Raw genomic sequence first — 22903 nt, 5'->3', positions numbered from 1 at the left:
CAGGGGCTCGCTCCGGCAGTTTTCTCGTCACCATTCGCTGATTAAGGAGAAATCACATGGTGATGAAAACTGTCATAGCGGGCCTTGCCGGTTCCCTTCTGCTCGCCAGTGCTGCCTTTGCGGCTGAAACGTCGACGTCCACCACTGCGGCGAAGGCGGGCGATACCACGGCGGCTTCGTATCAGGGTGACTGGCGCGCCTCGAAGCTCGTTGGCCTCAAGGTCTACAATGAAGCCAATGAAAATGTCGGCTCGATCAACGACCTGCTTACTGACAAGAGCGGGAACATCAAGGCCGTCGTGATCGGCGTCGGCGGTTTCCTCGGCATGGGCGAGCACTTGGTCGCGGTCGCGTTCGACAAGGTGAAGTTCTCGGATCAGCCGGTTGCCTATACCGGTGCCTCGAACGCACCGGCCGGCAGCACGGCTCCGGCCGGCACCTCGCCGCCATCCTCGACCACTACCACGGGCTCAACCGCGACCTCGCCGTCAACCTCGACGGCAAGCTCTAAGCCGAATCCCTGGTATCCGGACCACGCGATGTTCAACGCGAGCAAGGACGAGCTGAAGGCGATGCCCGAGTTCAAGTACTCGGAGTAAGTCGGTCGATCTGACGTTCGACTGAATTTGAGAAAGCGCGTCCGGTGTCGCCGGGCGCGCTTTTCCTTTGTGATCTCGCTTCAGGCTGCCGCCTGCAGCGTCTTTTGCCGCACCGGCAGACGGATGCGCGCGATCAGCCCGTGCGGGTTGCGGTCATGCAACGACAGCGCGCCGCCATGCGCGGCGACGATCGCGCTCGCGATGGACAGGCCGAGGCCGAAGCCGGTGGCCTCATCCATGTTCCGCGCGTGGTCGCCGCGCACGAACGGCTCGAGCACGCGCGGCTTATCCGCGTCCGAGATGCCGGGGCCATCATCCTCGACATCGATCGTCAGGTCATCCAGCAGGACAGAGAGCCGGACCGTCGCCATGGTGCCGAACTTGACCGCGTTCTCGACCAGGTTGGTGACGCTGCGGAGCAGATCGTCCGGCCGTACGGTGGCCATGGCGTGGCCGGGGCCAATATAGCTGACCGTGTGGCCCATGTCGGCAAACTGATCGGCAACCAGTTCCAGGATGCTGGCGACGTCGACCAATGTCATCGGCTCGAGCTTGCGGCCGTTGCGCAGGAACGACAGCACCGAGCTCAGCATCGAATGCATCTGGTCGAGATCGGCGAGCATCCGGCTGCGCTGGATCTCGTCCTCGACGAACTCGCAGCGGAGCCGCATCCGGGTGATCGGCGTGCGCAAATCGTGACTGATCGCGGCCAGCATCTTGGTGCGGTCGTTGATCAGCGCGGTGATCCGTTCGCGCATCCGGTTCAGCGCCCGTGCGAGCGCACGGATCTCCTCCGGCCCGCGCTCGGGCAAGGCGGCCGCATCGCCGTCGAGGCTGAAATTCTCGGCCGCCCTGGCGAACGAGGATAAGGGCGCCGTCAGCGCGCGCGCCGCCCACAGGCCGAGCAAGGTCACAATGATCACGGCGAACATCACCGTCGTGATCAACGGACTGCCCCAGAACGGCGGCGGATGGCGGTGCATCGGCATGTTCGCCGAGATCATCGCACCATCAGGAAATTCGACGACGACGCCATGCGCCTCGCCGTTTGGCGGCAGCGGAGCAACCCTATAGGACGGGCCGAGACGACGCTGGATGAAACTGTGCGGTGGCCTCGGTTCGCCCGCTCTGGGCAGAGGGCCGCTATAGTCCGCGATCTCGAGTTGCGGGAAGCCACGCGCGATGTCCGCCATCAGTCGCGGCCGTTCCGAGAGCGGCGCACGCGCCAAAAGCTGGACCGCGGCGAACAGCTGCGCCGGACCGGCTTCTGCTTCCTGCTCCGGCGGCTCGGACCGTTCGACCAGGAACACCGCGGTGATGATGAGATGCAGCGCGATGATCGAGGCCGCCACCAGCGCGGTGATCTGGCTGCGGATGCCTTTCAGGCTGAGAACGCCGAACCGTTTCATGGCGCGCCTCTGGAGATCAACTTCCGCGCGATCAATGGCTGGATGGCGTGGGCACCACCTCGACCACGGGCGTGAACATGTAGCCACCGGAGCGCACCGTCTTGATCATGGTCGCCTCCTGCGGATCGGGCTCGATCTTGCGGCGGATGCGGCTGACCAGCACGTCGATGGAGCGCTCGAACGAGCCGGAGCTGCGGCCCTGGGTCAGGTCGAGCAGGCTGTCGCGCGACAGCACGCGGCCGGGCCGTTCGCAGAAGGTGCGGAGCAGGTCGAACTCGGCGCTGGTCATGGCGACGCGCGCGCCCTCCGGGTTGCGCAGCTCCCGCAGGCGGAAATCGATTCGCCAGCCCAAGAAAGTCAGCGTGCTGGCGCCTTCGGTTGCGCTCGCCGTCATGGCCGCCGCCTGCCGGCGCAGCACCGCGTTAATGCGGGCGAGCAGCTCGCGCGGATTGAACGGCTTCGGCAAGTAGTCGTCGGCGCCCATTTCCAGTCCGAGGATGCGGTCGACGTCCTCGCCGCGCGCGGTGAGCATGATGATCGGCACCTGCGATTCGGCGCGCAGCTTGCGGCAGAGCGTCAGCCCGTCCTCGCCGGGCAGCATCACATCCAGGATCAGCAGGTCGACGCGATGGTCGCCCATGATCTTCGTCATCTCGCGGCCGTCGGTCGCGGTGGTCACGTTGCAGGAATTGTTGCGGAGATATTTCGCGATCAGCGTTCGCGTCTCGCGGTCGTCCTCGACGACAAGGATATGGGGAGATGTCTGGGCCATGCTGCTGTTTGACCTCAAATCGCGGCAGACTGGTGAGGAATTTTGTTACTGATTGTTTCCGGTGCGACGGCTCCGGTGTGTTTGGCGCTTGCTGACAAGATCGGCCCGATTCCGTCAACCCTATCGGAGTGGTCGCTCGCGCACACGTTAATGTCCGAACAGGAAGGGAATTCAATCATGCTAACAGCGCGTCGGGACGAGCTGGCCGAGGACCGGAGCCGGCAGAGCGCCGACCGCATGATGCTACCGGAGTAGGGCCGTGTTGGCGCGAGACCAACCAAGTCGTGCATTCGACCCGCGCATCCATGCGTTGGTTTCGAGCCGTTTGCAAACAAGCCAAGCCCTGACGGCAGCGAGCTACTCAGGTCAGCTCCCTTGGTCCTGCCGGCGTTTGAATATGCGCGCGATACCGCAAGCTCGGGCCTTCGATCAGCTGAGGCGGACGATCGATCTGCAGTGACCGATACAACTTGTCGATAGGAGCGGGATGCGGATGTTCGAGGGTGAAGGATCGCAACCGTGCACCGAAATCCGCGATCGTCTCCATGGCGCGTGGCCGGCCACGCCGGTCGATGATCGACGGTGCCGCGCCGCCGAGCGGCAACGTGCCGTCATTCGGAATAGCGAAATCGAACGAGGAATTGACCGTCGGAAGCGGGACCTTGTCTCCGAAGATGTTTCCATGAGCTGCCAGGATGGCGTCGATTGCATCCGTCCTTGCAACCCAGCCCCGCAAGCGCCGGCCGTCCTCCCAATCGGACCTGACCCTGGCCTGGTCGTCGAGACCGAACCAGCGCCGGCGGCACGGCGCATCGGCGGCGGGGTCCAGCGCTACGATTTCCAGATAGACCGTATCACCCAGCTGAAGCAGGTGATTATAGGAGCCCATATAGCTGTGGCGCTGACCAAAGGGAACATCGAGGTCAAGGCATTCTCGAACATGCGCGACACCCTCAGCCAAGCTTGGAGCGACGATGGTGAGATGGTCGAGCTTGAGCATGTGATAACCTTGTCGTGACCTTGCAGGATGGATAAAGCGCGAGCGAAACCCTTCATGGTGTAACAACAGCGGTCGGTTAGGTGTCGCTCAAGCCCCTTTGATCCTGAAACTCGTCATTGCGAGGAGCAACGCGACGAAGCAATCCAGACTTCCTTCTTGGCCCTGGATTGCTTCCGCCGTCGCCCTGCGGGCTATGGCGGACACGTCGCTGCGCTCGCGCCTTTGACTTGTTACAAGCTGTTGTATCGCTCCAAATCCAACGCCAGCCCTCCGAGCCGTTGCCGGTTGCCGATCTGCGCCATCCAGCACCACAGTTCGAGAACGAACAAGAGGTGATAGAGATCGAGCGTCTCAGGCCCGCGCTCTCGATCCAACTCGCCATAGCCTTCGAGGATCGCGCGCCGATCGTCCGGCTTCAGATAGAAGGCAGCTTTCGCGATATCCATGAGCGGGTCGCCAGCCCGAGCGCCCTCGAAGTCCACGACGCCCGTGAGCCGCACGCTGCCATCGGACACGGTGGCCAGGAGGTTGCCCGCGTGCAGATCGTTGTGGCACAGGACCGCCTGTGTGCAACCGTCCAGCAGCCCTTCACGTTCGGCAGCATGCCCCGCGATCCTCTCAGCGAGGCGCGCGTCACCGCCACGCTCGACGAATTCCTTGAGCTTGCGCTGGAATTGATAAGTCACATTGAGCCGATTGGTCGGACGCGGAGCCACAATGCTTTTGGCGCCGATATATCCGAATGCCTCCATCGGAATGCGGTGGAATTCGCGCAGCAGCCGGCCGATCTGGACATGGGCGGAAAGCCGTTCGCCCGGGCTCAAAGTCTCTTCCAGCCCGCCCAAGCCCAATTTGGTGCCCTTGAGCCCGGTCATCAATGTGAAGTTCAGGCCAAGCAATGTCTTTGAATCGTCGGCGAGCAGGATGCGCGGCACAGGCACGCTGAGCCGGTCCCCGATCAGATCGAGGACTGTGATTTCCTTCTGCATTTTCCAATGCAGGTCTTCGGGATAGACCTTCAGTACCAGCGGCGGATGGTTCGCGTCGACGAAAGCGATCTCGTAGACCGTCGCCATCTCGCCGCCATGCAGCCTGGAGATAGCAGCAACGGCCGATGCCGGGATTACCTGATCGACGATCGCCTGCACCATAGCGACCGACAGTTGCAGATCCGGCTTGAGTTTCATCATGCGCTTCCGGGCCGAGAGGGAGCGTCGCCGTCGCACGGCTGGTGCAGTCCGCCGCGCGGTGACGCCCAAGGGGTGGAGCGCGATTCTAGCGATGGCCGCCTCAGGCTCCTCTCCCCAGCGCTTCGCGAGGGGAGAGGTACACGTCTCGCGATCAGTTCGACTTCACCAGCGGACAGCCGCCCTTGTCGAGCGGGCGGAATGCCTCGTCGCCCGGCACGGTGGCGATCAGATTGTAGAGGTCCCATTCGCCCTTGGACTGTGCGGGCTTCTTGACCTCGAACAGATACATGTCGTGCACCATGCGGCCGTCGATGCGGATCTTGCCGTTCTTGGCGAAGAAATCGTTGATCGGGGTCGCACGCATCTGCTCCATCACCTTCGGCGCTTCGTCGGTGCCGATCGCCTCGATGGCCTTGAGGTAATGCATGGTTGCCGAATAGAGCCCGGCCTGGATCATGGTCGGCATGTGGCCGACGCGCTCGTTGAAGCGCTTCGAGAACGCGCGCGTCTCATCATTCATGTCCCAGTAGAACGCATCGGTGACGATCAGGCCCTGGGTCGCATTGATTCCGAGCGAATGCGTGTCGGTGATCTCCTGCAACAGTGCGATCATCTTCTGGCCGCCCTGGGTGATGCCGAACTCGGCCGCCTGCTTCAGCGCGTTGGTGGTGTCGCCGCCGGCATTGGCGAGCGCCACGACCTTGGCCTTGGAGGCCTGCGCCTGCAGCAGGAAGGACGAGAAGTCCGATGAGTTCAGCGGATGGCGCACATTGCCGAGCACCTTTCCGCCGCTTTCCTTGACGATATTGCTGGCGTCGCGTTCCAATGCCTGGCCGAACGCATAGTCGGCGGTGACGAAGAACCAGGTGTCCTCGCCGCGCTTCACCATCGCCCGGCCGGCGACGTTGGAGAGCGCGTAGGTGTCGTAGGTCCAGTGCACCGTGTTCGGCGAGCATTGCGCGCCGGTGATGTCCGAGGAGCCGCCGCCGGAATTGATGTTGATCTTGTTCTTCTCGCGCGTCAGCGCCGAGACCGGCAGCGCCACCGAAGACGTCGGCACGTCGAACACCGCATCGACCTTGTCGTTGTCGTACCAATTGCGCGCAATGGAGACGCCGACGTCAGGCTTGTTCTGGTGATCCGCATAGACCACTTCGACCGGCTTGCCCTTGACCTTGCTGCCGTAATCCTCCACCGCCATCTGCACCGCGGCGACCGAGCCCTTGCCGGTCGCGTCGGCGTAGAGGCTCGACATGTCGGTCAGCACGCCGATCTTGACGACGTCGTCGGAAATGCTCTGGGCGTGGGCGGCTCCGCAGAGCGTCGCGAATGCAACTGCGGCGGCGCTGGCCGAAAACTTCATGTGTCTCTCCCTGGCTCTTCTTGATCTTTGATGTCTTGAGCGAGCGCCGGATTTGTAGCGGGCCTCAACCGCCGATGCAAAGCCTAACGCGGACCGCCATCGCGGCAGCGTGGTTAAGATGTGGGCACGTCCTGACCGCAGGGCTGTGCCTCAAAGACCCGGCAACGCGCTGACGATGACGTTCATCGTGCCTTCCGCGGAGGCGATCACGCGCAGCATTTTGGCGTCGAAGGCGATGTCCGTCAGGGTCAGGCTTGAGATGTCGGTGTCGATGCGGACGCCGCTGTCATTGCGCTTGAAGTCGGCCATCGCAGTGGCGATCTTCGCGCGCACATTGTCCGCGAACGGCTTCAGGTCGATCACCGATTTCTCCAGCAGCGCCCGCTCCAGCTGCGGCACCACCCCGCGCGCGGCCGCGCCGAGCAGCCCGAAGGCCGCGTCCGATTCGACCGCGAGCTGCAGGTCGGCGAGCTGCAGCGTCTGCTGCGCCTGATCGACCAGCGGCCGACCCCAGATATGCAGCGTCGCCTCGGCGCCGAGGCCAAGGAAGCTCTCCTTCTCCTTGGCGCGAACTTTGAGGGAGATCAACAGCCGGTCACCTGATGGCGTGACGCTCGCATGATTCACCGTAACGGCGACCGGACCCGAGCCGTCCTCGGGGAAGGTGCGGCCCGCGAGCTGGCTGTCGACCAGCTTGTTGAGCTCGGCAAAGGGCACATCGATCGGGACCGCGACATTGATGCCGCCCGTAGTCGGCGGAATCACGGTGATCTTGTCGGGGAACGGGCAGTCGGGCTTGGTCTCGGCCGGCGTCACCCGCGTTTCGGCCTCGATGCCGATCGTGACCGTCACGACCTTGGCGTCGACAGTGGGCTGCGCCGCCAGCACGCGGGTCGGCTTGACCTCGAGCCAGACTATAGGCATGCCCGCGCCCTGCAGCGGCACCGAGCGGCAGGCGCGGCTCCATTGCGCCTGCGCGCTGCGCATCAAGGTCGGATCGTTGCGCAGCCGCTCGCCGAGCGCGTTCATCTGCTCGTTGACGGTCCTGTCGATCACCGGCTTGATCTGCGCCGGGACGTTGAGGCGCGCACCGCCGACCGACATCGTGGTGTCGCTGAGGCTGACCTGGGCGGCGAAGTTCGGCTCCAGATGCCAGTTCGCCGCAAAGCGCGGCCTCATCGTGATGATGACATTGCCCTTGAGCTCGGCATTGGCGTTGATGTTCTTGATGTTGATGCCGCCGATCTGCTTGGCGGCGTCGCCCCCGAGCAGGTTGTTGATCGCGTCACCGACTGCGCCGCTGACCTTCGCCGACAGCGAGCCGGTGACGTTGAGCTTGCCCGAGAATGGCGCCGCCAGCGCCACCAGGTCCTGCCCGCCGGAAATGGCGACTGCACCGCGCGAGGCGCTCCAGCCGATGTCGGCGTTCTGCAGCACCTGCGCCACCGGATTGTCGGCCTTGCCAGCGAAGCTGCGTGGCGCCGCCCGTTCGGCGGCATCGCGGATCGCGCCCAGGTTGATTGCCACCGGCGCCATGATGATGGAGTTGCGCGTCACCGGCGGCAGCGGCGGAACGTCCGCGATCTGCGGCGTCGGAACATTGCCGGCAGGCCAGAAGATCTCCGCCACGATGATGCCGACCAGGACGATCGCAGCAAACGCCGCGCCTGCGATCAGGATGAGCTTGAGCCGCCCCGGACGGGAGGGCGGGACCGGCGATCTGGGCGCGAGCGGATGCGGCCTGTTTTGCCAATCCGGACGCGGCGACGAAAGCTTCATGCGAATCCAAAAACTCCGACCAGTGCGGGCGATGGCCCGAAACGAGGGAGTTTACAGGGCAGGCGAAGACGGCGCCAGAGCGGCAGCGATGGCCGTGTTCCATCAAGCGGCGGTGAGGCGGGAGTGATGAACGGAGAGCCGGGAAATATTGCGCAACAAAGGCCCTGGCGGGGACGAAGGAAAAAAACGACGTGACGCACTCAGGCCTTACCGCGAACTCAGTGCACCCTCTCCCCTTGTGGGAGAGGGTGGCTCAATCTTGCGAAGCGAGATTGAGCCGGGTGAGGGGTTTCTCTCGACGAGCCGAGCACGCGGAGAGAGACCCCTCACCCGCCTCGCATCTAACGATGCTCGGCACCCTCTCCCACAAGGGGAGAGGGTGCACCTTTTCCTCGGTTGCCAGTCTGCAAACGATGTTCGATCTCAAATCTCGACAACACTTCACCGCACCGCTTTGCCGAGATCGGCGCGGCGCTCCATCGGCAGCACGATCACCTTGGCGCCGACGCTGACGCGGGAATAGAGATCGATCACGTCGGCATTGGTCAGGCGGATGCAGCCCGACGACACATGCGTGCCGATCGTCTCCGGCGCGTTGGTGCCGTGAATGCGATAGACCGTGCCGCCGAGATACATCGCGCGTGCGCCAAGCGGATTGCCGGGACCGCCCGCCATGTGGCGCGGCAGATAGGGCTGGCGCGCGATCATCTCCGGCGGCGGCGTCCAGTCCGGCCATTCGGCCTTCCTGGTCACCGACTGCACGCCGGACCAGGTGAAGCCGTCGCGGCCGACACCGATGCCGTAGCGCAGCGCCTGGCCGCCGCCAAGGATGTAGTAGAGATAGGTGTTCGGCGTATCGATGATGACGGTGCCGGGCGCCTCGCGCGAGGCGTAGTTCACCACCTGACGCCGCAGCCTGGCTGGTAGTTCGTAAGCCCCGCCATCCTCGGACGGCACTGCCGCCTGCGGCTCGGCCGGCTGATAGGGCAGCGCCTGATCAGGCTGATAGGAGGGCGCCGGCGGCAGCAGCAGGAACGGGAAGGGCAGCGGCGCCGGTGGTGCAGCCTTCGCCGGGTCGCTACCTGCAATCGCGCCGATCGCGAGCACTGCCACGAAGATGGAACGGCGGAAATACAAACGGAATGCGTCACGCTTGAGCATGGGTCGTCCCCCTGTCTGAGCCTCTCGGCAAGCGCGGGCGTTATTCGGCCTCGTCGCTCCCTGGAATGATTTTGGCGTGCTGATCGCGCCCTATGGGAGGACAACTAACGGACAAAGGTTTCTCGGCGTTTGCGCCGACCCGTGAAAACAGCGTCGTGCGCTTAAGGTTTGTTTCATGACGGTTTCGCGACAGAGATCTCACATCGCAGGGGACAGGGCGGCCAAAAAGAATCCTCGACAGTTCGATGACGTCACACGTTTGAAACATCATTGTCGGATTTTGCGGCCGTCAAGAATCGCAAGCCAACTTCCGGACCCGATCATGCGGATACTCATCGCGACCGACGCCTGGCACCCGCAGGTGAACGGCGTCGTCCGCACGCTGACCTCGCTGGCGCGCGCGGCTGCCACGCTCGGCACCGAAATCACCTTCCTGACGCCGGAGGGCTTTCCCTCGTTCCAGGTGCCGACCTATCCGGGCCTGCGGCTCGCGATTACCAATCGGCGCGAGATCGCGCGGCGGATCGAAGCGGCCGCGCCCGATGCAATCCACATCGCAACCGAAGGGACGGTCGGCTGGGCGGTGCGGCGCTACTGCCTGCGCCACAACCTCGCCTTCACCACCTCCTACACCACGCGCTTTCCCGAATATGTCTCGGTACGAACCGGCATTCCGGACGCGGTCGGCTATTGGGTGATGCGCCGCTTCCACGATGCGGCGGCGATGACCATGGTTGCCACCAACTCGCTGAAGCAGGACCTTAGCCGCCGCGGCTTCAAGCGGCTCGGCTTCTGGACCCGCGGCGTCGACACCAAGCTGTTCAATCCGGACGAGCCGGCCAAGCTCGATCTGCCGCGGCCGGTATTCCTCACTGTCGGCCGCGTTGCGGTCGAGAAGAATCTCGAAGCCTTCCTGTCGCTGGATCTTCCCGGCTCCAAGGTCGTGGTCGGCAACGGCCCGCAGAAGGCCGAGCTGGAGAAGCGCTTCCCGGACGCGCATTTTCTCGGCGAGAAGACCGGTAAAGACCTGACCGCGCATATGGCCGCCGCGGACGTGTTCGTGTTCCCGAGCCTCACCGACACATTCGGCGTCGTGCAGCTCGAGTCGCTTGCCTGCGGCACGCCGGTCGCGGCATTTCCGGTGACCGGGCCGCTCGACGTGATCGCGGACAATCCGATCGGCGCGATCGACAACGACCTTCGCGCCGCCTGCCTGCGTGCGCTGATGATGTCGCGCACGGCCTGCCGCAATTTCGCGCTCGACCGCTCCTGGGAGAACAGCGCACGCCAGTTCATCGGCAATCTTGCAGTGCTGCAGCCGAGCCGCGTGCAGCACGCGAGGCGCGCGGTCGCCGGACAGAGCCCGGCGCGCGGCTGACAGGAACTTTGCGTTCTCCGACCCATTCCAAAGCAGTGAGATGTGACGATGGCAGAAACCATGAAGCTGGACGGTGCAAGGGAGCTGGACTTCGACCGCCAGTCGGTCGAGCAGGCCTATGACCGCTGGGCGCCGATCTACGATCTCGTGTTCGGCGGGGTGTTCGAGAAGGGTCGTCAGGCCGCGATATCAGCCACCAACAAGATGGGCGGCCGCGTGCTCGAGGTCGGCGTCGGCACCGGCATCTCGCTGCCGCTCTATGCGCCCAATGTGCGCGTGTTCGGCACCGACATTTCCGAGGCGATGCTCGCCAAGGCCAAGCGCCGGGTCGCCGAGCAGCGGCTGAAGAACATCGAGGGCCTCGCGGTGATGGACGCCGAGAAGCTCGAATTCGCCGACAACTCCTTTGACGTCGTGATGGCGCAATATGTCGTCACCGCCGTCCCGAATCCGGAGGCTGCGCTCGACGAGTTCGCCCGCGTGCTGCGTCCGGGTGGTGAGCTGGTCATTCTGACCCGCGTCAGCGCCGACGAGGGCCTGCGCCGCGTCATCGAGCAGGCGCTGCAGCCGGTCGTGCGCAGGCTCGGCTTCCGCACCGCCGAGTTTGCCTGGTCGCGCTACATGAAATGGCTCGCCGGCGCCCGCAACATGGAGCTTGCCGAGCGCCGCCTGATACCGCCGCTCGGCCATTTCTCGCTGGTGCGCTTCCGCAAGATTGGGCTCGCTGCCGCCGCCTGAACGGAGCGGGGGGCCCCCGGGGAGGGGCTCCCATCGCGCCATCCCGCGTTCTTGCATCCAGTGATGTGACATTATGATGATGTCACATCAGTTACATCGAATCCCTGTAGACGCCTTGCAACTCATCACTAGGGGTAAGCAATGATCAAGAACTTCCTGGAGCAGCTGCGGATTCAGCGCTGGGATGACCACCGCTATTATCACCACAGCCGCATCAATCAGAGCCTGCATTTCGTCAGCGCGATCAGCTTCATGATCGCCTATGTGATGATGTTCATCGATCCCTTGATGTCGGCGCTGATCGGCTGGCTGGTCTCGATGACCTCGCGCCAGGCCGGCCACTTCTTCTTCGAGCCGAAGGGCTACGACCACGTCAACCAGGCGACCCACGAGCACAAGGAAGAGATCAAGGTCGGCTACAATCTGCAGCGCAAGGTCGTGCTGATGTCGATCTGGGCGGTGGCGCCACTGGTGCTCTATGCCGAGCCCACCTTCTTCGGCCTGATGGCGCCCTGGGTCACCCCGATGGACTTCCTGCGCGGCGTCGCCAAGCTGTGGCTCGTGATCGGCATCGGCGGCCTGTTGTTCCGCACCGTGCACCTGTTCTTCATCCGCGATGTCGAGACCGGCCTCGTCTGGATGACCAAGATCATCACCGACCCGTTCAACGACTTCATGCTCTACCGTAGCGCGCCGCTGGCGCTGCTGCGCGGCGAGCTGATCGATCCCGGCCTGCATCTGTTCGAGGAGCATGGCCTGGAGGAGCAGCACGCCTGAGCGATCTGAAGCTTTGGATCAACGCGATGCCCGGGCCGGTCCCGGGCATTGATGTTTCTGGGCTAGAGTCGGAGTAGCCGCAGTCCTGTTGGCATCGGAGGTCGGCTCCCTCTCCCGCTTGCGGGGGAGGGTTGGGGAGGGGGCGCCGCTTGCGAGACAGTCATGGTCGCAAAGAAACCCCCACCCGCCGCGCTCTTCGAGCGCGTCGACCTCCCCCGCAAGCGGGAGAGGTGGACCGAGATCGCCGCTCTAGCAAAGCCTTCAAATACAAATGGCCGGAACGAGCCCGGCCATGAGAACGAAGATGGAAACTACCGAAGCAACCTCACGCGCGCCCAAAGGCGTGCCCCACCATCTCTTTCAGGATCTTCCGCTTGATCGCCTTGTTGGTGAGCGAGCCGTCGTTCCACCACCACCCGTCCTGCTTCATCTTCTCGGCCGCCGCGACGAAGCGGTTGGAAACCTCGGCGAAATCGGCATCGGTGTAGTTCAGGCTGAAGATGAAGCGTCCGGTGCCGACCCAGCTGAGCGCCAGCCCCTCGGCGCGCAGGTAATATTGCAGCATCCAGTTGTAGCGCGACGGCGTTTCGTATTCGACCATCCAGATCGATTGCAGGTTCGAAACCCGCACCGGCAGCTCCTTTGCTGCGAGCGCGTCGTTGAGCTGCCTGGCGCGGCCATTCCAGGTCTCGTCGAGGCCGTTATAGATCGCCGAGAAGTTCGGGCTCTTGAGGCGGCTCAGGAATTCGTCCATCGCCGTCATGACATAGGGGTGGGAGTTGAAGGTGCCGCGGGCAAAGCAGATGTCGGCGGGGCGCTCGTCGTTGAAGCGGCGCATGAACCTGGCTTTGCCGCAGACCACGCCGATCGGCAGGCCGCCGCCGAGGCTCTTGCCGTAGGTCACCATGTCGGCCTTGACGCCGAAATATTCCTGGGCGCCGCCCGGCGCGAGCCGGAAGCCGAGGAACACCTCGTCGAACAGGAGCACGATACCGCGCTCTGTGCAGACCTCGCGCAGTTTTCTCAGCCATTCGGTGTAGGCGGCGCGGTCGTATCTGCCCTTGCGCGAGGAGTCGACGAGGGCGGAATCGCCGGGCGCGTTGCTGTTCGGATGCAGGGCCTGCAGCGGGTTGACCAGCACGCAGGCGATGTCGCGGCGGGTGCGCAGCACATGCAGCGTCCGTTCCGACATCTCGGCCAGCGTGTAGGTCTCATGTGGAGCGATGGGATTGCCGACGCCGGGCTGCACGTCGCCCCACCAGCCGTGATAGCTGCCGGCAAAGCGCACCAGATGGGTCTTGCCGGTGTGATAGCGGGCCAGCCGCACCGCCTGCATCACGGCCTCGGTGCCGGACATGTGGAACGAGACCTCGTCCATGCCCGAGAGCTCGGTCAGGCGCTTCACGTTATCGGCAACGACGGGATGGTAGAAGCCGAGCACGGGGCCGAGCGTCTGCGCCCGTCTGTCGGCGCCGGCGATGCACTCCTTGTAGAAATCGTAGCCGAAGATGTTGACGCCGTAGGACCCGGCAAGATCATAGAAGGTGTTGCCGTCGAGGTCGGTGAGCGTCACGCCCGAGGAGGCCTGCATGAAGGAGCCGGCGCCGAGATGTTCCTTGACCAGCCGGCTATACTGGAACGGCACCCGGTAGCTTTGCGTGAACTGCAGGTCGGAGATGCCGCTGGCTGCTTCCGCCGTGGCCGCGCGGCTCTTGGCAAAGCGCTGCTGATAAAGCGCGGACAGGCGGAAGAATCCGTCCTGCCGCCTGGTCGCGACGTCCGCCGGCGCACCGTCGGAGCTGAAGAAGTTGTTGATGTCGAACTCATAGCGCGGGATCAGCTTGCTGATCCGGCGGGACATCTTGGAATGGCCGGCGAGCGAGCGGTGCTTGGCACGCGACAGTTCGATGCGGGCCTTGACCTTCGGGGCGACGGCGGCTGTGACGGCAACGGCGCCGGCCAGCGAGAGATAAGGAATCGAGCTATCCATCATGTCCACAAGCGCTAACCACTCCTGCTGACAGATTCATGACAGTCAAAAGCCTGATCTCCTCCTTAACCCAACAAGAAGACCTGAACTTCCTGCTCACCAACCGCATCCCGCGCGCCGCCGTGACCCGTTTCATGGGCTGGTTCAGCAAGATCGAGAACCCCCTGGTACGGGACCTCTCGATTCTGTGCTGGAAGCTGTTCTCCGACCTCGATTTGTCCGAGGCCAAGGAGACCAATTTCAAGAACCTGCACGACTGCTTCACGCGCGAGCTGAAACCAGGGCTGCGACCATTCGATCCCGATCCTGCGATCGTCACCAGCCCGTCGGACGGCATCATTGGCGCGCACGGCACGATCAGGGACGGCGAGCTCTACCAGATCAAGGGCGCACCCTATTCGCTGCGCGATCTGGTCGTCGATCCCGCTGTGGTCGAGACTCATCGCAACGGGCGCTTCGTCACCTTGCGGCTGACGTCGAGCATGTATCACCGCTTCCATGCGCCGGCGGACCTGACCATGGAGCAGGTCAGCCTGATCCATGGCGACACCTGGAACGTCAACCCGATCGCGCTGAAGCGGGTCGAGCGCCTGTTCTGCAAGAACGAGCGCGCCGTGATCCGCACGCATCTGGCGAGCGGCGAGCCGTTCACCATCGTGCCGGTCGCGGCGATCCTGGTCGCCAGCGTGCGGCTGCATGCGCTGGATCGCGTGCTGGACGCCCGGACCGAGCGCCCGCTGGTGTTCCCGTGTTCGGCCAGCGCACGCAAGGGCGAGGAACTCGGCTGGTTCGAGCACGGCTCGACCATCATCATGCTGGCACCGGGCGATTTCGAGTTCTGCGACAACGTCCAAGAGGGCGCACGCATTCGCGCCGGCGAGCAACTGTGGCGTAAGCGCGTCGCCTGAAGATGAATGCACGGCAGATGAACGGCGAAATCTCGATTTCGCCGTGTCGCGTCGCTATATCCGGCGAATCGAATCGCAAGCCGAGGCCAAGGACCGGGAGACGCGATGGCGAGAGAGCAGATCATGGCGGCAGGTGGGATCGTGCTGCGGCGGGAGCAGCCGCCGCGGGTTGCCGTGGTGCGTCTGCGCAAGCGCGACGAATGGGTGCTCCCGAAGGGCAAGCTCGATGACGGCGAGACGCCGCGCGATGCCGCCAAGCGCGAGGTGGTGGAGGAGACCGGGCACAATGTCACCGTGCACGAGTTTCTCGGCACATTGGTGGTCGATACCGGCACCCGCGCGAAGATCGTGCATTATTGGCGGATGGAGGCGAGCGGCGAGGCGACGCGCCCGCTGATGGACGACATCCGCGCTGTCGACTGGCTGCCGCTGGACGAGGCGGTGGAGCGGCTGTCGCGCAGCCACGAGAAGACGTTTCTGGAAAATGTCGGGCCCTATGCGCTGGCCGGGCTGATCCGACGCACCAAGGCCAAGCCCGAGGAGGAGGAGAAGGCGGCGGAGGCCAAGACCGCAGCTAAGCCCGCCGCGAAGTCGACGGCCGCAGGCAGGGCGGCGACAGCGAAGGTTGCAGCCGCCAAGCCGGCGACGGCGCGCAAGCGGCGCACGCCAGCGATTGAGCCTGCCGAGCTTGTGCCGCCGGAGCCGATGCCGCTGCCCGCCGAGATGGCGCCGGCCGAGGCGACAGCGATGGAGAGCGCGTCAATCGTGACCGAGACAATTCCGGAGGCGCGGCCGATCGAGGCGGCCAGTGCTCCGGACCACGTCGTCACGGCCGAAGCGTCGAAATATGCTCCAGCTGCACCTTGGGACGAGCCTGTTGCGCCCGAGGCAGAGCCGGCCGCGGTGGAAAGCGAGCCTCCGAAAGCCGAGACGATCGAAGCCGGTGCGCCGGCGGATGGTGCGCCGGGCGAGACGACGGATGTCGAGCGCGTGCAGGCTGTGGCCGCGAAGATCAAGTCGATGACCACGGAAGTGGCGTCGCGGATCGCACAGGCCAGGGATGACGACGAGGAGCAGGACGAGCCGCTGCAGCATGTGGCGGTCGCGCCTGGCGCTGCCGCGGAGCCTGATGCATCCGCGCTGGTCCCATCCGAGGTGCAGCACGCGGCCGAGCCGCAGGGCAGCATCAGCGAGGCTGCCCATCAGACCGAGCCGCAGCGGCGCACCTTGGCCCAGAAGGTGCGCGGCTGGTTCGGCCGGGCGGCGTGAGCGGCATGAGAACGTGACGAGAGTTGGCTGATCTCGATAGAGGAGGGCGCTCTCTCTCGCACGCCCTTGCGCACTGGAATGAGGCAGTGCGCGCCTTCGGCGTTCGGTGCAACCTCGCCCCGCTCTTGTCCGCCGTAGGGCGAAGGCGGATGCGGGGAGAGGTCGGATGGTATCGAAAGATGCCATCCGGGTGAGGGGGCACAGGTCTGACAACTCGCACCGATCGGGCATCTGCCCCTCACCCCACCTCGTCTGCGCGATAGTTTCTGCTCAAGGCCCAGGCCTGAACATTTGTGCGTCCGGGACACGGACAGCTTAAGGTGCTGACGGCGTCTTAATTCGGTCACGAACCGCCGTGCCCCAATGTCGCAGCCGAGCGCCGCGCTAGGTGGCATCAGCCCTGAAGACTTTCCTCCGAGCAGTCGCATTTTCCGCAACGCACGATCGTGAGCCGGCAGAGCCGCAACGCGAAGAACTTTTGCCGGCGTTATGGGTTAGCGTGAGCCGTTCCCTGTTCCGCGGCGGCCGCGTCGTGCCTGGCGAGGTGCGATCGGGCTGCCGCCGTTTCCGGAGAGATTGCATGAGCTCGCCTCCGTCCACCCAATCCGGCCTGCAGCCCACCGCGACACCCAAGCCCATCTCGATTACGCTCACGATCAACGGCAAGGCACGCACGCTCGATGTCGCCCCCTGGACCACGCTGCTCGATCTGCTGCGCGATCGCCTCGACCTCACCGGCAGCAAGAAGGGCTGCGATCATGGCCAGTGCGGCGCCTGCACCGTGCTGCTGGACGGACGTCGCGTCGTCTCCTGTTTGACGCTGGCAGTGACCAAGGACGGCGCCGAGATCACAACCATCGAGGGGCTGGCGAAGGATAGTGAGCTGCATCCGCTGCAGCGGGCCTTCATCGATCACGACGCCTTCCAGTGCGGCTACTGCACGCCGGGCCAGATCTGCTCGGCGGCCGGCCTGATCGCGGAGGGCAGGGCGAGGACGGTCGACGACATTCGCGAATTGATGAGCGGCAATATCTGCCGCTGCGGCGCCTATCCCAATATCGTCGCCGCAATCGAGCAGGCGATGGCTGCGATGGGAGGCCGCTCATGAACAATTTCGAATATGCGCGCGCCAGCGACGTCGCTGATGCAATCAAGCTGAAGGCCGCCGACTCCGCGGCAAAGTTCATCGCCGGCGGCACCAATCTGGTCGACCTGATGAAGTATGAAGTCGAGCGGCCGGCGCGGCTGATCGATATCAGCCGCCTGCCGCTCCGATCGGTCGAAGAGACCGATAATGGGGGTTTGAGGATTGGCGCGCTGGTGCCGAACAGCGATCTTGCCTATCACCCGCTGATCGAGCGCAGCTATCCGCTGCTATCGAGCGCGATCCTGGCCGGCGCGTCGGCGCAACTGCGCAACATGGCCTCGACCGGCGGCAATCTGATGCAGCGGACGCGCTGCGCGTATTTCTACGACGTCGCGACGCCGTGCAACAAGCGCGCGCCGGGCTCCGGCTGCTCGGCGATCGCGGGCCTCAACCGCGGCCATGCCATTCTCGGCACCAGCGAAGCCTGCATTGCCACCCATCCGTCTGACATGGCCGTGGCGCTCGCGGCGCTCGATGCCACCGTGCATGTTGCAGGTCCCGGCGGGACGCGCAGCATCGCGTTGATCGATTTCCATCGACTGCCCGGCGACACGCCCGAGCTCGACAACAATCTGCGCGCTGACGAGATCATCACGGCGATCGAATTGCCGCCGCAGGGATTTGCGACACATTACAGTTATTTGAAGATCCGCGACCGGCTGTCCTATGCGTTCGCGCTGGTCTCCGTCGCGGCCGCGCTGGAGATCGAGAACGGCCGCATCAGGGTGGCGCGGCTGGCGCTCGGCGGCGTCGCGCACAAGCCCTGGCGCGACATCGCCGTGGAGGCGCTGTTGCGAGGGGAAGCGCCGAGCCGCGATCTGTTTGGCGCAGCCGCCGATGCGCTGCTGAAGGACGCGAAGGGCTTTGCGCACAACACGTTCAAGATCAGCCTGGCGCGCCGCGCCATCGTTCGCACCCTGACGCAGGCTGCGAATGCCACCCCGCAGATTCAATCGGTCAAGAAGGTGAGGTGATATCATGCCTGCTACGATCGGCACTCCCACCTCCCGCGTCGATGGCCGCGCCAAGGTCACTGGCGCTGCCAAATACGCCGCCGAATTTACCGCGCCCGATCTCGCCTATGGCGTGGTGGTCAACTCGACCATCCCAAGGGGGCGCATCGTCGGCATCGACACCAGCCGGGCGCTGGCAGTTGCCGGCGTCATCGACGTTCTCACCCACAAGAACCGGGTGAAGATGGCTGATAAGGACGATGACTACCGCGACGACGTGGCGCCGGAGAACGGCACGCCGTTCCGTCCGCTCTATGATGACAGGGTGCATTTCAACTTTCAGCCGGTCGCGCTCGTCGTCGCCGAGGACGAGGATACGGCGCGCTTTGCCGCGACCTTGGTCGACATCAACTATCAAGCCGAGAGCTTCGCGACCGACCTTCAGGCCCATCGTGAGGAAGCGATCAAGGTCGACAAGCCGGTGAAGCCGCGGGGCGATGCCGTCAAGGCGCTCGCGGGCGCGCCTGTGCGCCACGACGCCGAATACGTCGTCCCGGCCGAGTACCACAATCCGATGGAGCTGTTTGCCGCCACTGCGGTCTGGCGTCCGGGCGGCAAGCTCACAGTGTACAACAAGACGCAAGGCGTGCAGAACGTGCAGCGCTATGTCTGCAGTGTGTTCAAGCTGAAGCCCGAGGACGTGCAGGTGATATCGCCTTATGTCGGCGGCGCGTTCGGCTCCGGGCTGCGGCCGCAATATGAGGTCGCGCTGGCAGCGATGGCTGCGCTGAAGCTGCAGCGCTCGGTGCGCGTGGTGCTCACCCGCGCGCAGATGTATGGCCTCTGCTATCGCCCGGCGACGATCGAACGGCTGGCGCTCGGCGCGAGCCATGATGGCGCTCTGGCGGCGCTGACGCATGAGGCGATCGCGATGACCTCGCGGCACGAGGCTTTCTCGCGCAATGACATCGGCTGGGGCGATGTGCTCTACCGCTCCGAGACCTCGCGGGCGACGCATCGCCTGGCCAAGCTCGACGTGCCGACGCCGGGCGACATGCGCGCGCCAGGCGCGGCCAGTGGCGTCTATGCCCTGGAATGCGCGATGGACGAGCTGGCCGTGGCCTTGAAGATGGATCCGGTCGAGCTGCGGCTGCGCTGCTATTCCGATCAGGATCAGGACAGTGGGTTGCCGTTCAGCAGCAAGCAGCTCAAGGAATGCTATCGGCAGGCGGCCAACGCGTTCGGTTGGACCAAGCGGAGCGCAGAGCCACGCTCGATGCGCGACGGCAGCGAGCTGGTCGGCTGGGGCATGGCGAGCGGCGTCTGGGAGGCGCTGCAGATGCCGTTCGCAAGCCGTATCGTGATGACGGCTAATGGCCATGTGGAGGTGTCGTCGGCAGCCTCGGATATCGGTACCGGCACCTACACCATCGTGGCGCAGGTCGCCGCCGACATGCTTGGCGTGCCGCTCGAGAACGTCACCGTGAAGCTCGGCGACTCCACGCTGCCGCAGGCGCAGGTCGAAGGCGGATCATGGACCGCAGCCTCCATCTCGCATGCGATCGTCAATGCCGCCGACGACATCCGTGCGCAGCTGCTCTTGATCGCGCTCGGCATGCCGGACTCGCCGCTGAAGGACCTCAAGCCCGACGAGGTGACGCTCGTGGACGGCGCCATCACCGCAATTGCCGGTCCCAGCCGTAAGGTCGCGATATCGGACGTGATGCGCCATGGCGGGCTGGAGCGGATCGAGAAGGAGCGTGGCTCCGATTTCGAGAACGACGACAAGCATGCCCACAACACGCATTCAGCCGTCTTCGCCGAAGTGAAGATCGATGAGGAGCTCGGCATCATCCGCGTGACGCGCGTCGTCAATGCCGTGGCGGCCGGGCGCATCATCAACACCAAGACCGCGGCGAGCCAGATCATGGGCGGCGTGGTCTGGGGCATCGGCATGGCCTTGCATGAGGAAGCGCAGATCGATCACCGGTTCGGCCGCATCATGAACGCCAACATCGCCGAATATCATGTGCCGGTGAATGCGGACGTGCACGACATCCAGGTGATCTTCGTCGAGGAGCCGGATGCCATCATCAACAGGATGGGCATCAAGGGCGTCGGCGAGATCGGCATCGTCGGCGTCGCCGCCGCGATCGCCAATGCCGTCTATCACGCGACGGGCAGGCGCGTGCGCGACCTGCCGATCACGCTGGACAAGGTGATGTTGTAGGTATGACTGGCGGTGCGCTGAGGCCGCTGCTAAAGCAACGCTGCGGCATATACGGCCGGGCGCATCATCATCGGTGTCGTCCCGGCGAAGGCCGGGACCCGTAACCACGCCATCCGCGAGTGCCCATGCTGTACGATCTGGCTGCCGTTGCTGCCGCGGTCAGCATCGCCTTCAGCAATCTGATCGCGCCGCCGGCCATCCGCCATCTCGGACCCGTCGTCTTCAATTGCTGGCGGCTTGCGGCCGCGCTCATGGCTCTGCTCGGTATCGTCGCGGCCCGTGGCGCCTGGAGCCGGCCTGCGTCGGGACAATTGCTCGCGCTCGCCATCTCCAGTCTCCTCGGCATCGTCACCGCCGATTCCTGCTTTTATGCCGCGATGGCGCGGCTCGGGCCGCGGCGGACCTCGGTGATCTATACGACTTGGGCGGCGTTCGCCGCGCTGCTCGGCTACCTCATCCTTGGCGAGACCTTATCGCCGCTGAAAGTCGCAGGCATCGGATGCGTCATTGCCGGCGTCTGGCTCGCCATCCTGTTCCGGGGCGGCAAGTCGAGCCAGGAAGAGCCGCACGGCTCGCTGCCAGTGGGCATAGTCTTCGGCCTGCTCAGTGCACTCTGTGCGGCAGGCGCGGTGCTGATCGCGCGCCCGGTGATGGCGCAGGGTATCGATCCCTTGATGGCGACGGTCGTCCGCGCTGCCGTTGCATTGCCGGGCCTGGGGCTGCTCTCACGTCTGCCGGGCTTCCAAGAGCCTATTCCAGTGACCAAGACGATCGCGCTGCGCTCGGCGGCGAGCGGACTGCTCGGCATGGGTGCGGGCATGACGCTGGTGCTGTTCGCGCTTTCCGGGCAGGCGGTCGGCATCGTCTCGGCGCTGTCGTCGATCACGCCGGTCGCCATCCTGCCGCTGCTGTGGGTGACAACGGGCGTGCGGCCATCGCCGGTCGCGTGGCTCGGTGCGGTGTGCGCCGTGATCGGCGCGGCCGCAATCGCCAGTGGGTACTGATTGCCGATCACTGACGATCCCGTCGCCGGTCTCTTGGGGCGATAGGACGCCCGCGCGGCCGCAGCATCGGCCGTGCCGTGCCACCTGGCCGCTGCAACTGCGGCCGCGCTCGTTGCACATCGCTCGGCTGCGCGTGGGTCGGCGGCTGTTGTGGCCGTGCGCCGGGTTGCTGCGGAGCATGCGGCTGCATGCCGGGCTGCTGAGGTGAGCGCGGCGCGGGCTGCGCCTGGCCTTGACGCAGGCCTTCACGTTGACCCCTGCGATCGGGCGTCGTCGTCGCCGGCGGCTGCTGACGCGGCCGGTTGTTGTTCAGGCGGTTGTTGTTCTGTCCCGGCGCGGCGTTCGGCCGCTGCGGCGCCGGTGGATTGCCGCGGTTCGGCGCAAGTCCCGGATTGGCGCGGCGGATCGCACGCTGCTCGCTGACGATCTGCCGCCCGAGGGTCTGCGCGCTGTGAACCTGGCGCACAAAACCCTGGTCGCGCTGCAGCTCGCGCGGTGCGATCACAAGCGGCACCGCGGCAAAGCGCATGGCGCCGCCGCCGGCTGGGCCGCCGCGGATCGAGAACCCGCTGGCGCCGCGCGTCAGCGCGCCGAGCGAAGCGCCGTGGCGATCATTGACCTCAATCCGCCCGACATGTCCGTCATCATCCGGATAGAGCTTGATCGCGACGTTGCCGGCAGACGCGCGCGCCGACGAGACGTTGTCCGGCACCTCGACGAGGCCGGTGGTGCCGCGAATGCCGAGCGTTGCGGTTGGCGTGTCGATCTTCATGTCGCCGGTCTTGGCCACCGATGCGGCGACAAAGGCCACCGTGCCGCGGCCGATGTTGAAGGTGGCGGCATTCTGCTTGCCGCCGTCCTCATAGACGTAGTTGTCGATCGCGATCTTCGCGTTCGCCGAGAGGCGAAAGGTGGTGCCGTCGTCGAAGGTGATGCCGAGCGAGGAATCCGCCGCGGTCTGCACGATGTCGTTGAGGAAGATGTCGTCGCGCAGCCTCAAGGGCAGCGAGTTCTTGTTGCGGACCACGGTAACGGTGCCGGTCAGCGCGGCCACGTTGCCGATCGGCTCGGCCGAGGCGGGCATGGCTGCGGTGTCGGCGGCCGCAGCTGCCGCGGGCGCGGGCGCCTGGGCCAGGGCAGGCGCGCCGATGGCGATCGCCGCGACGACTGAGAACGCCAGCGCAAGCCGATGCAATGTCACGATCAAGGATTCCGCGGGGACCGGATGATGGGAGC

The 22903-nt window shown here is 64.9% G+C and carries 19 protein-coding genes; 10 read left to right on the top strand and 9 right to left on the bottom strand.

Annotated features, from left to right (window positions below):
* The first annotated feature begins 56 nt into the window (after positions 1-56).
* Positions 57-599 carry a PRC-barrel domain-containing protein gene (locus P6U24_RS29775; RefSeq protein ID WP_407155994.1) on the top strand — a complete coding sequence of 181 codons (543 nt, stop codon included), beginning with the start codon at positions 57-59 and terminating at the stop codon, positions 597-599.
* 80 nt (positions 600-679) lie between these two features.
* Here P6U24_RS29775 and P6U24_RS29770 read toward each other — a convergent pair whose 3' ends face one another.
* The 7 genes from P6U24_RS29770 to P6U24_RS29740 all read right to left on the bottom strand — a co-directional run bounded on the left by P6U24_RS29770 (position 680) and on the right by P6U24_RS29740 (position 9273).
* The gene (locus P6U24_RS29770; RefSeq protein WP_407155993.1) at positions 680-2008 is read right to left on the bottom strand and encodes an ATP-binding protein; all 1329 of its coding nucleotides are present in this window, start codon (positions 2006-2008) and stop codon (positions 680-682) included.
* Between the two features lie 31 nt (positions 2009-2039).
* Positions 2040-2780, bottom strand: coding sequence for a response regulator (locus P6U24_RS29765; protein ID WP_407155992.1), 741 nt, complete (start codon positions 2778-2780; stop codon positions 2040-2042).
* Positions 2781-3141: 361 nt separating this feature from the next.
* Positions 3142-3780, bottom strand: a complete 639-nt coding sequence (locus P6U24_RS29760; protein ID WP_407155991.1) for a VOC family protein — start codon at positions 3778-3780, stop codon at positions 3142-3144.
* 230 nt (positions 3781-4010) lie between these two features.
* Positions 4011-4967, bottom strand: coding sequence for a phosphotransferase family protein (locus P6U24_RS29755; protein WP_407155990.1), 957 nt, complete (start codon positions 4965-4967; stop codon positions 4011-4013).
* Positions 4968-5121: 154 nt separating this feature from the next.
* The gene (locus P6U24_RS29750) at positions 5122-6333 is read right to left on the bottom strand and encodes an ABC transporter substrate-binding protein (protein ID WP_407155989.1); all 1212 of its coding nucleotides are present in this window, start codon (positions 6331-6333) and stop codon (positions 5122-5124) included.
* A gap of 150 nt (positions 6334-6483) precedes the next feature.
* Positions 6484-8112, bottom strand: coding sequence for a DUF4403 family protein (locus P6U24_RS29745; RefSeq protein WP_407155988.1), 1629 nt, complete (start codon positions 8110-8112; stop codon positions 6484-6486).
* A gap of 441 nt (positions 8113-8553) precedes the next feature.
* Entirely contained in the window at positions 8554-9273 is a 720-nt protein-coding gene (locus P6U24_RS29740) for a L,D-transpeptidase (RefSeq protein WP_407155987.1), read from the bottom strand.
* A 322-nt stretch (positions 9274-9595) separates the two neighbouring features.
* On the opposite strand from P6U24_RS29740, the gene P6U24_RS29735 reads away from it, so the two are divergent.
* The 3 genes from P6U24_RS29735 (at position 9596) to P6U24_RS29725 (ending at position 12166) form a co-directional block, all read left to right on the top strand.
* Positions 9596-10651, top strand: coding sequence for a glycosyltransferase family 4 protein (locus P6U24_RS29735; RefSeq protein WP_407155986.1), 1056 nt, complete (start codon positions 9596-9598; stop codon positions 10649-10651).
* A gap of 48 nt (positions 10652-10699) precedes the next feature.
* Positions 10700-11389 (top strand): class I SAM-dependent methyltransferase, encoded by a 690-nt coding sequence (locus tag P6U24_RS29730; protein ID WP_407155985.1) that lies wholly within the window; start codon positions 10700-10702, stop codon positions 11387-11389.
* Positions 11390-11530: 141 nt separating this feature from the next.
* Complete coding sequence (locus P6U24_RS29725; RefSeq protein ID WP_407155984.1) at positions 11531-12166, top strand: hypothetical protein; 636 nt, start codon at positions 11531-11533, stop codon at positions 12164-12166.
* 325 nt (positions 12167-12491) lie between these two features.
* On the opposite strand, the gene P6U24_RS29720 is transcribed toward P6U24_RS29725, so the two are convergent.
* The gene (locus P6U24_RS29720) at positions 12492-14159 is read right to left on the bottom strand and encodes an aminotransferase class III-fold pyridoxal phosphate-dependent enzyme (protein WP_407155983.1); all 1668 of its coding nucleotides are present in this window, start codon (positions 14157-14159) and stop codon (positions 12492-12494) included.
* A gap of 35 nt (positions 14160-14194) precedes the next feature.
* Here P6U24_RS29720 and asd point away from each other — a divergent pair, with 35 nt between their 5' ends.
* From asd to P6U24_RS29690, 6 genes are all read left to right on the top strand, one after another.
* Positions 14195-15064 carry an archaetidylserine decarboxylase gene (gene asd / locus P6U24_RS29715; protein WP_407155982.1) on the top strand — a complete coding sequence of 290 codons (870 nt, stop codon included), beginning with the start codon at positions 14195-14197 and terminating at the stop codon, positions 15062-15064.
* A 105-nt stretch (positions 15065-15169) separates the two neighbouring features.
* Positions 15170-16333: an NUDIX domain-containing protein gene (locus P6U24_RS29710; RefSeq protein ID WP_407155981.1), complete on the top strand. Its 1164-nt coding sequence runs from the start codon at positions 15170-15172 to the stop codon at positions 16331-16333.
* Positions 16334-16913: 580 nt separating this feature from the next.
* Positions 16914-17441, top strand: coding sequence for a (2Fe-2S)-binding protein (locus tag P6U24_RS29705; RefSeq protein WP_407155980.1), 528 nt, complete (start codon positions 16914-16916; stop codon positions 17439-17441).
* The gene (locus P6U24_RS29700; protein WP_407155979.1) at positions 17438-18454 is read left to right on the top strand and encodes an FAD binding domain-containing protein; all 1017 of its coding nucleotides are present in this window, start codon (positions 17438-17440) and stop codon (positions 18452-18454) included. Before P6U24_RS29705 ends, P6U24_RS29700 begins: the two co-directional genes overlap by 4 nt.
* A 4-nt stretch (positions 18455-18458) precedes the next feature.
* Positions 18459-20663 (top strand): xanthine dehydrogenase family protein molybdopterin-binding subunit, encoded by a 2205-nt coding sequence (locus P6U24_RS29695; protein ID WP_407155978.1) that lies wholly within the window; start codon positions 18459-18461, stop codon positions 20661-20663.
* Between the two features lie 125 nt (positions 20664-20788).
* Positions 20789-21667 (top strand): DMT family transporter, encoded by an 879-nt coding sequence (locus P6U24_RS29690; protein ID WP_407155977.1) that lies wholly within the window; start codon positions 20789-20791, stop codon positions 21665-21667.
* Between the two features lie 7 nt (positions 21668-21674).
* Here P6U24_RS29690 and P6U24_RS29685 read toward each other — a convergent pair whose 3' ends face one another.
* Positions 21675-22868: a FecR domain-containing protein gene (locus P6U24_RS29685; RefSeq protein ID WP_407155976.1), complete on the bottom strand. Its 1194-nt coding sequence runs from the start codon at positions 22866-22868 to the stop codon at positions 21675-21677.
* Positions 22869-22903: the final 35 nt, after the last annotated feature.

Source organism: Bradyrhizobium sp. STM 3557 (genome assembly GCF_045571465.1).
Lineage (GTDB): Bacteria > Pseudomonadota > Alphaproteobacteria > Rhizobiales > Xanthobacteraceae > Bradyrhizobium.
The sequence above is the reverse complement of the archived record's forward strand: the minus strand, read 5'-3'. Positions and strand labels throughout refer to the sequence as shown.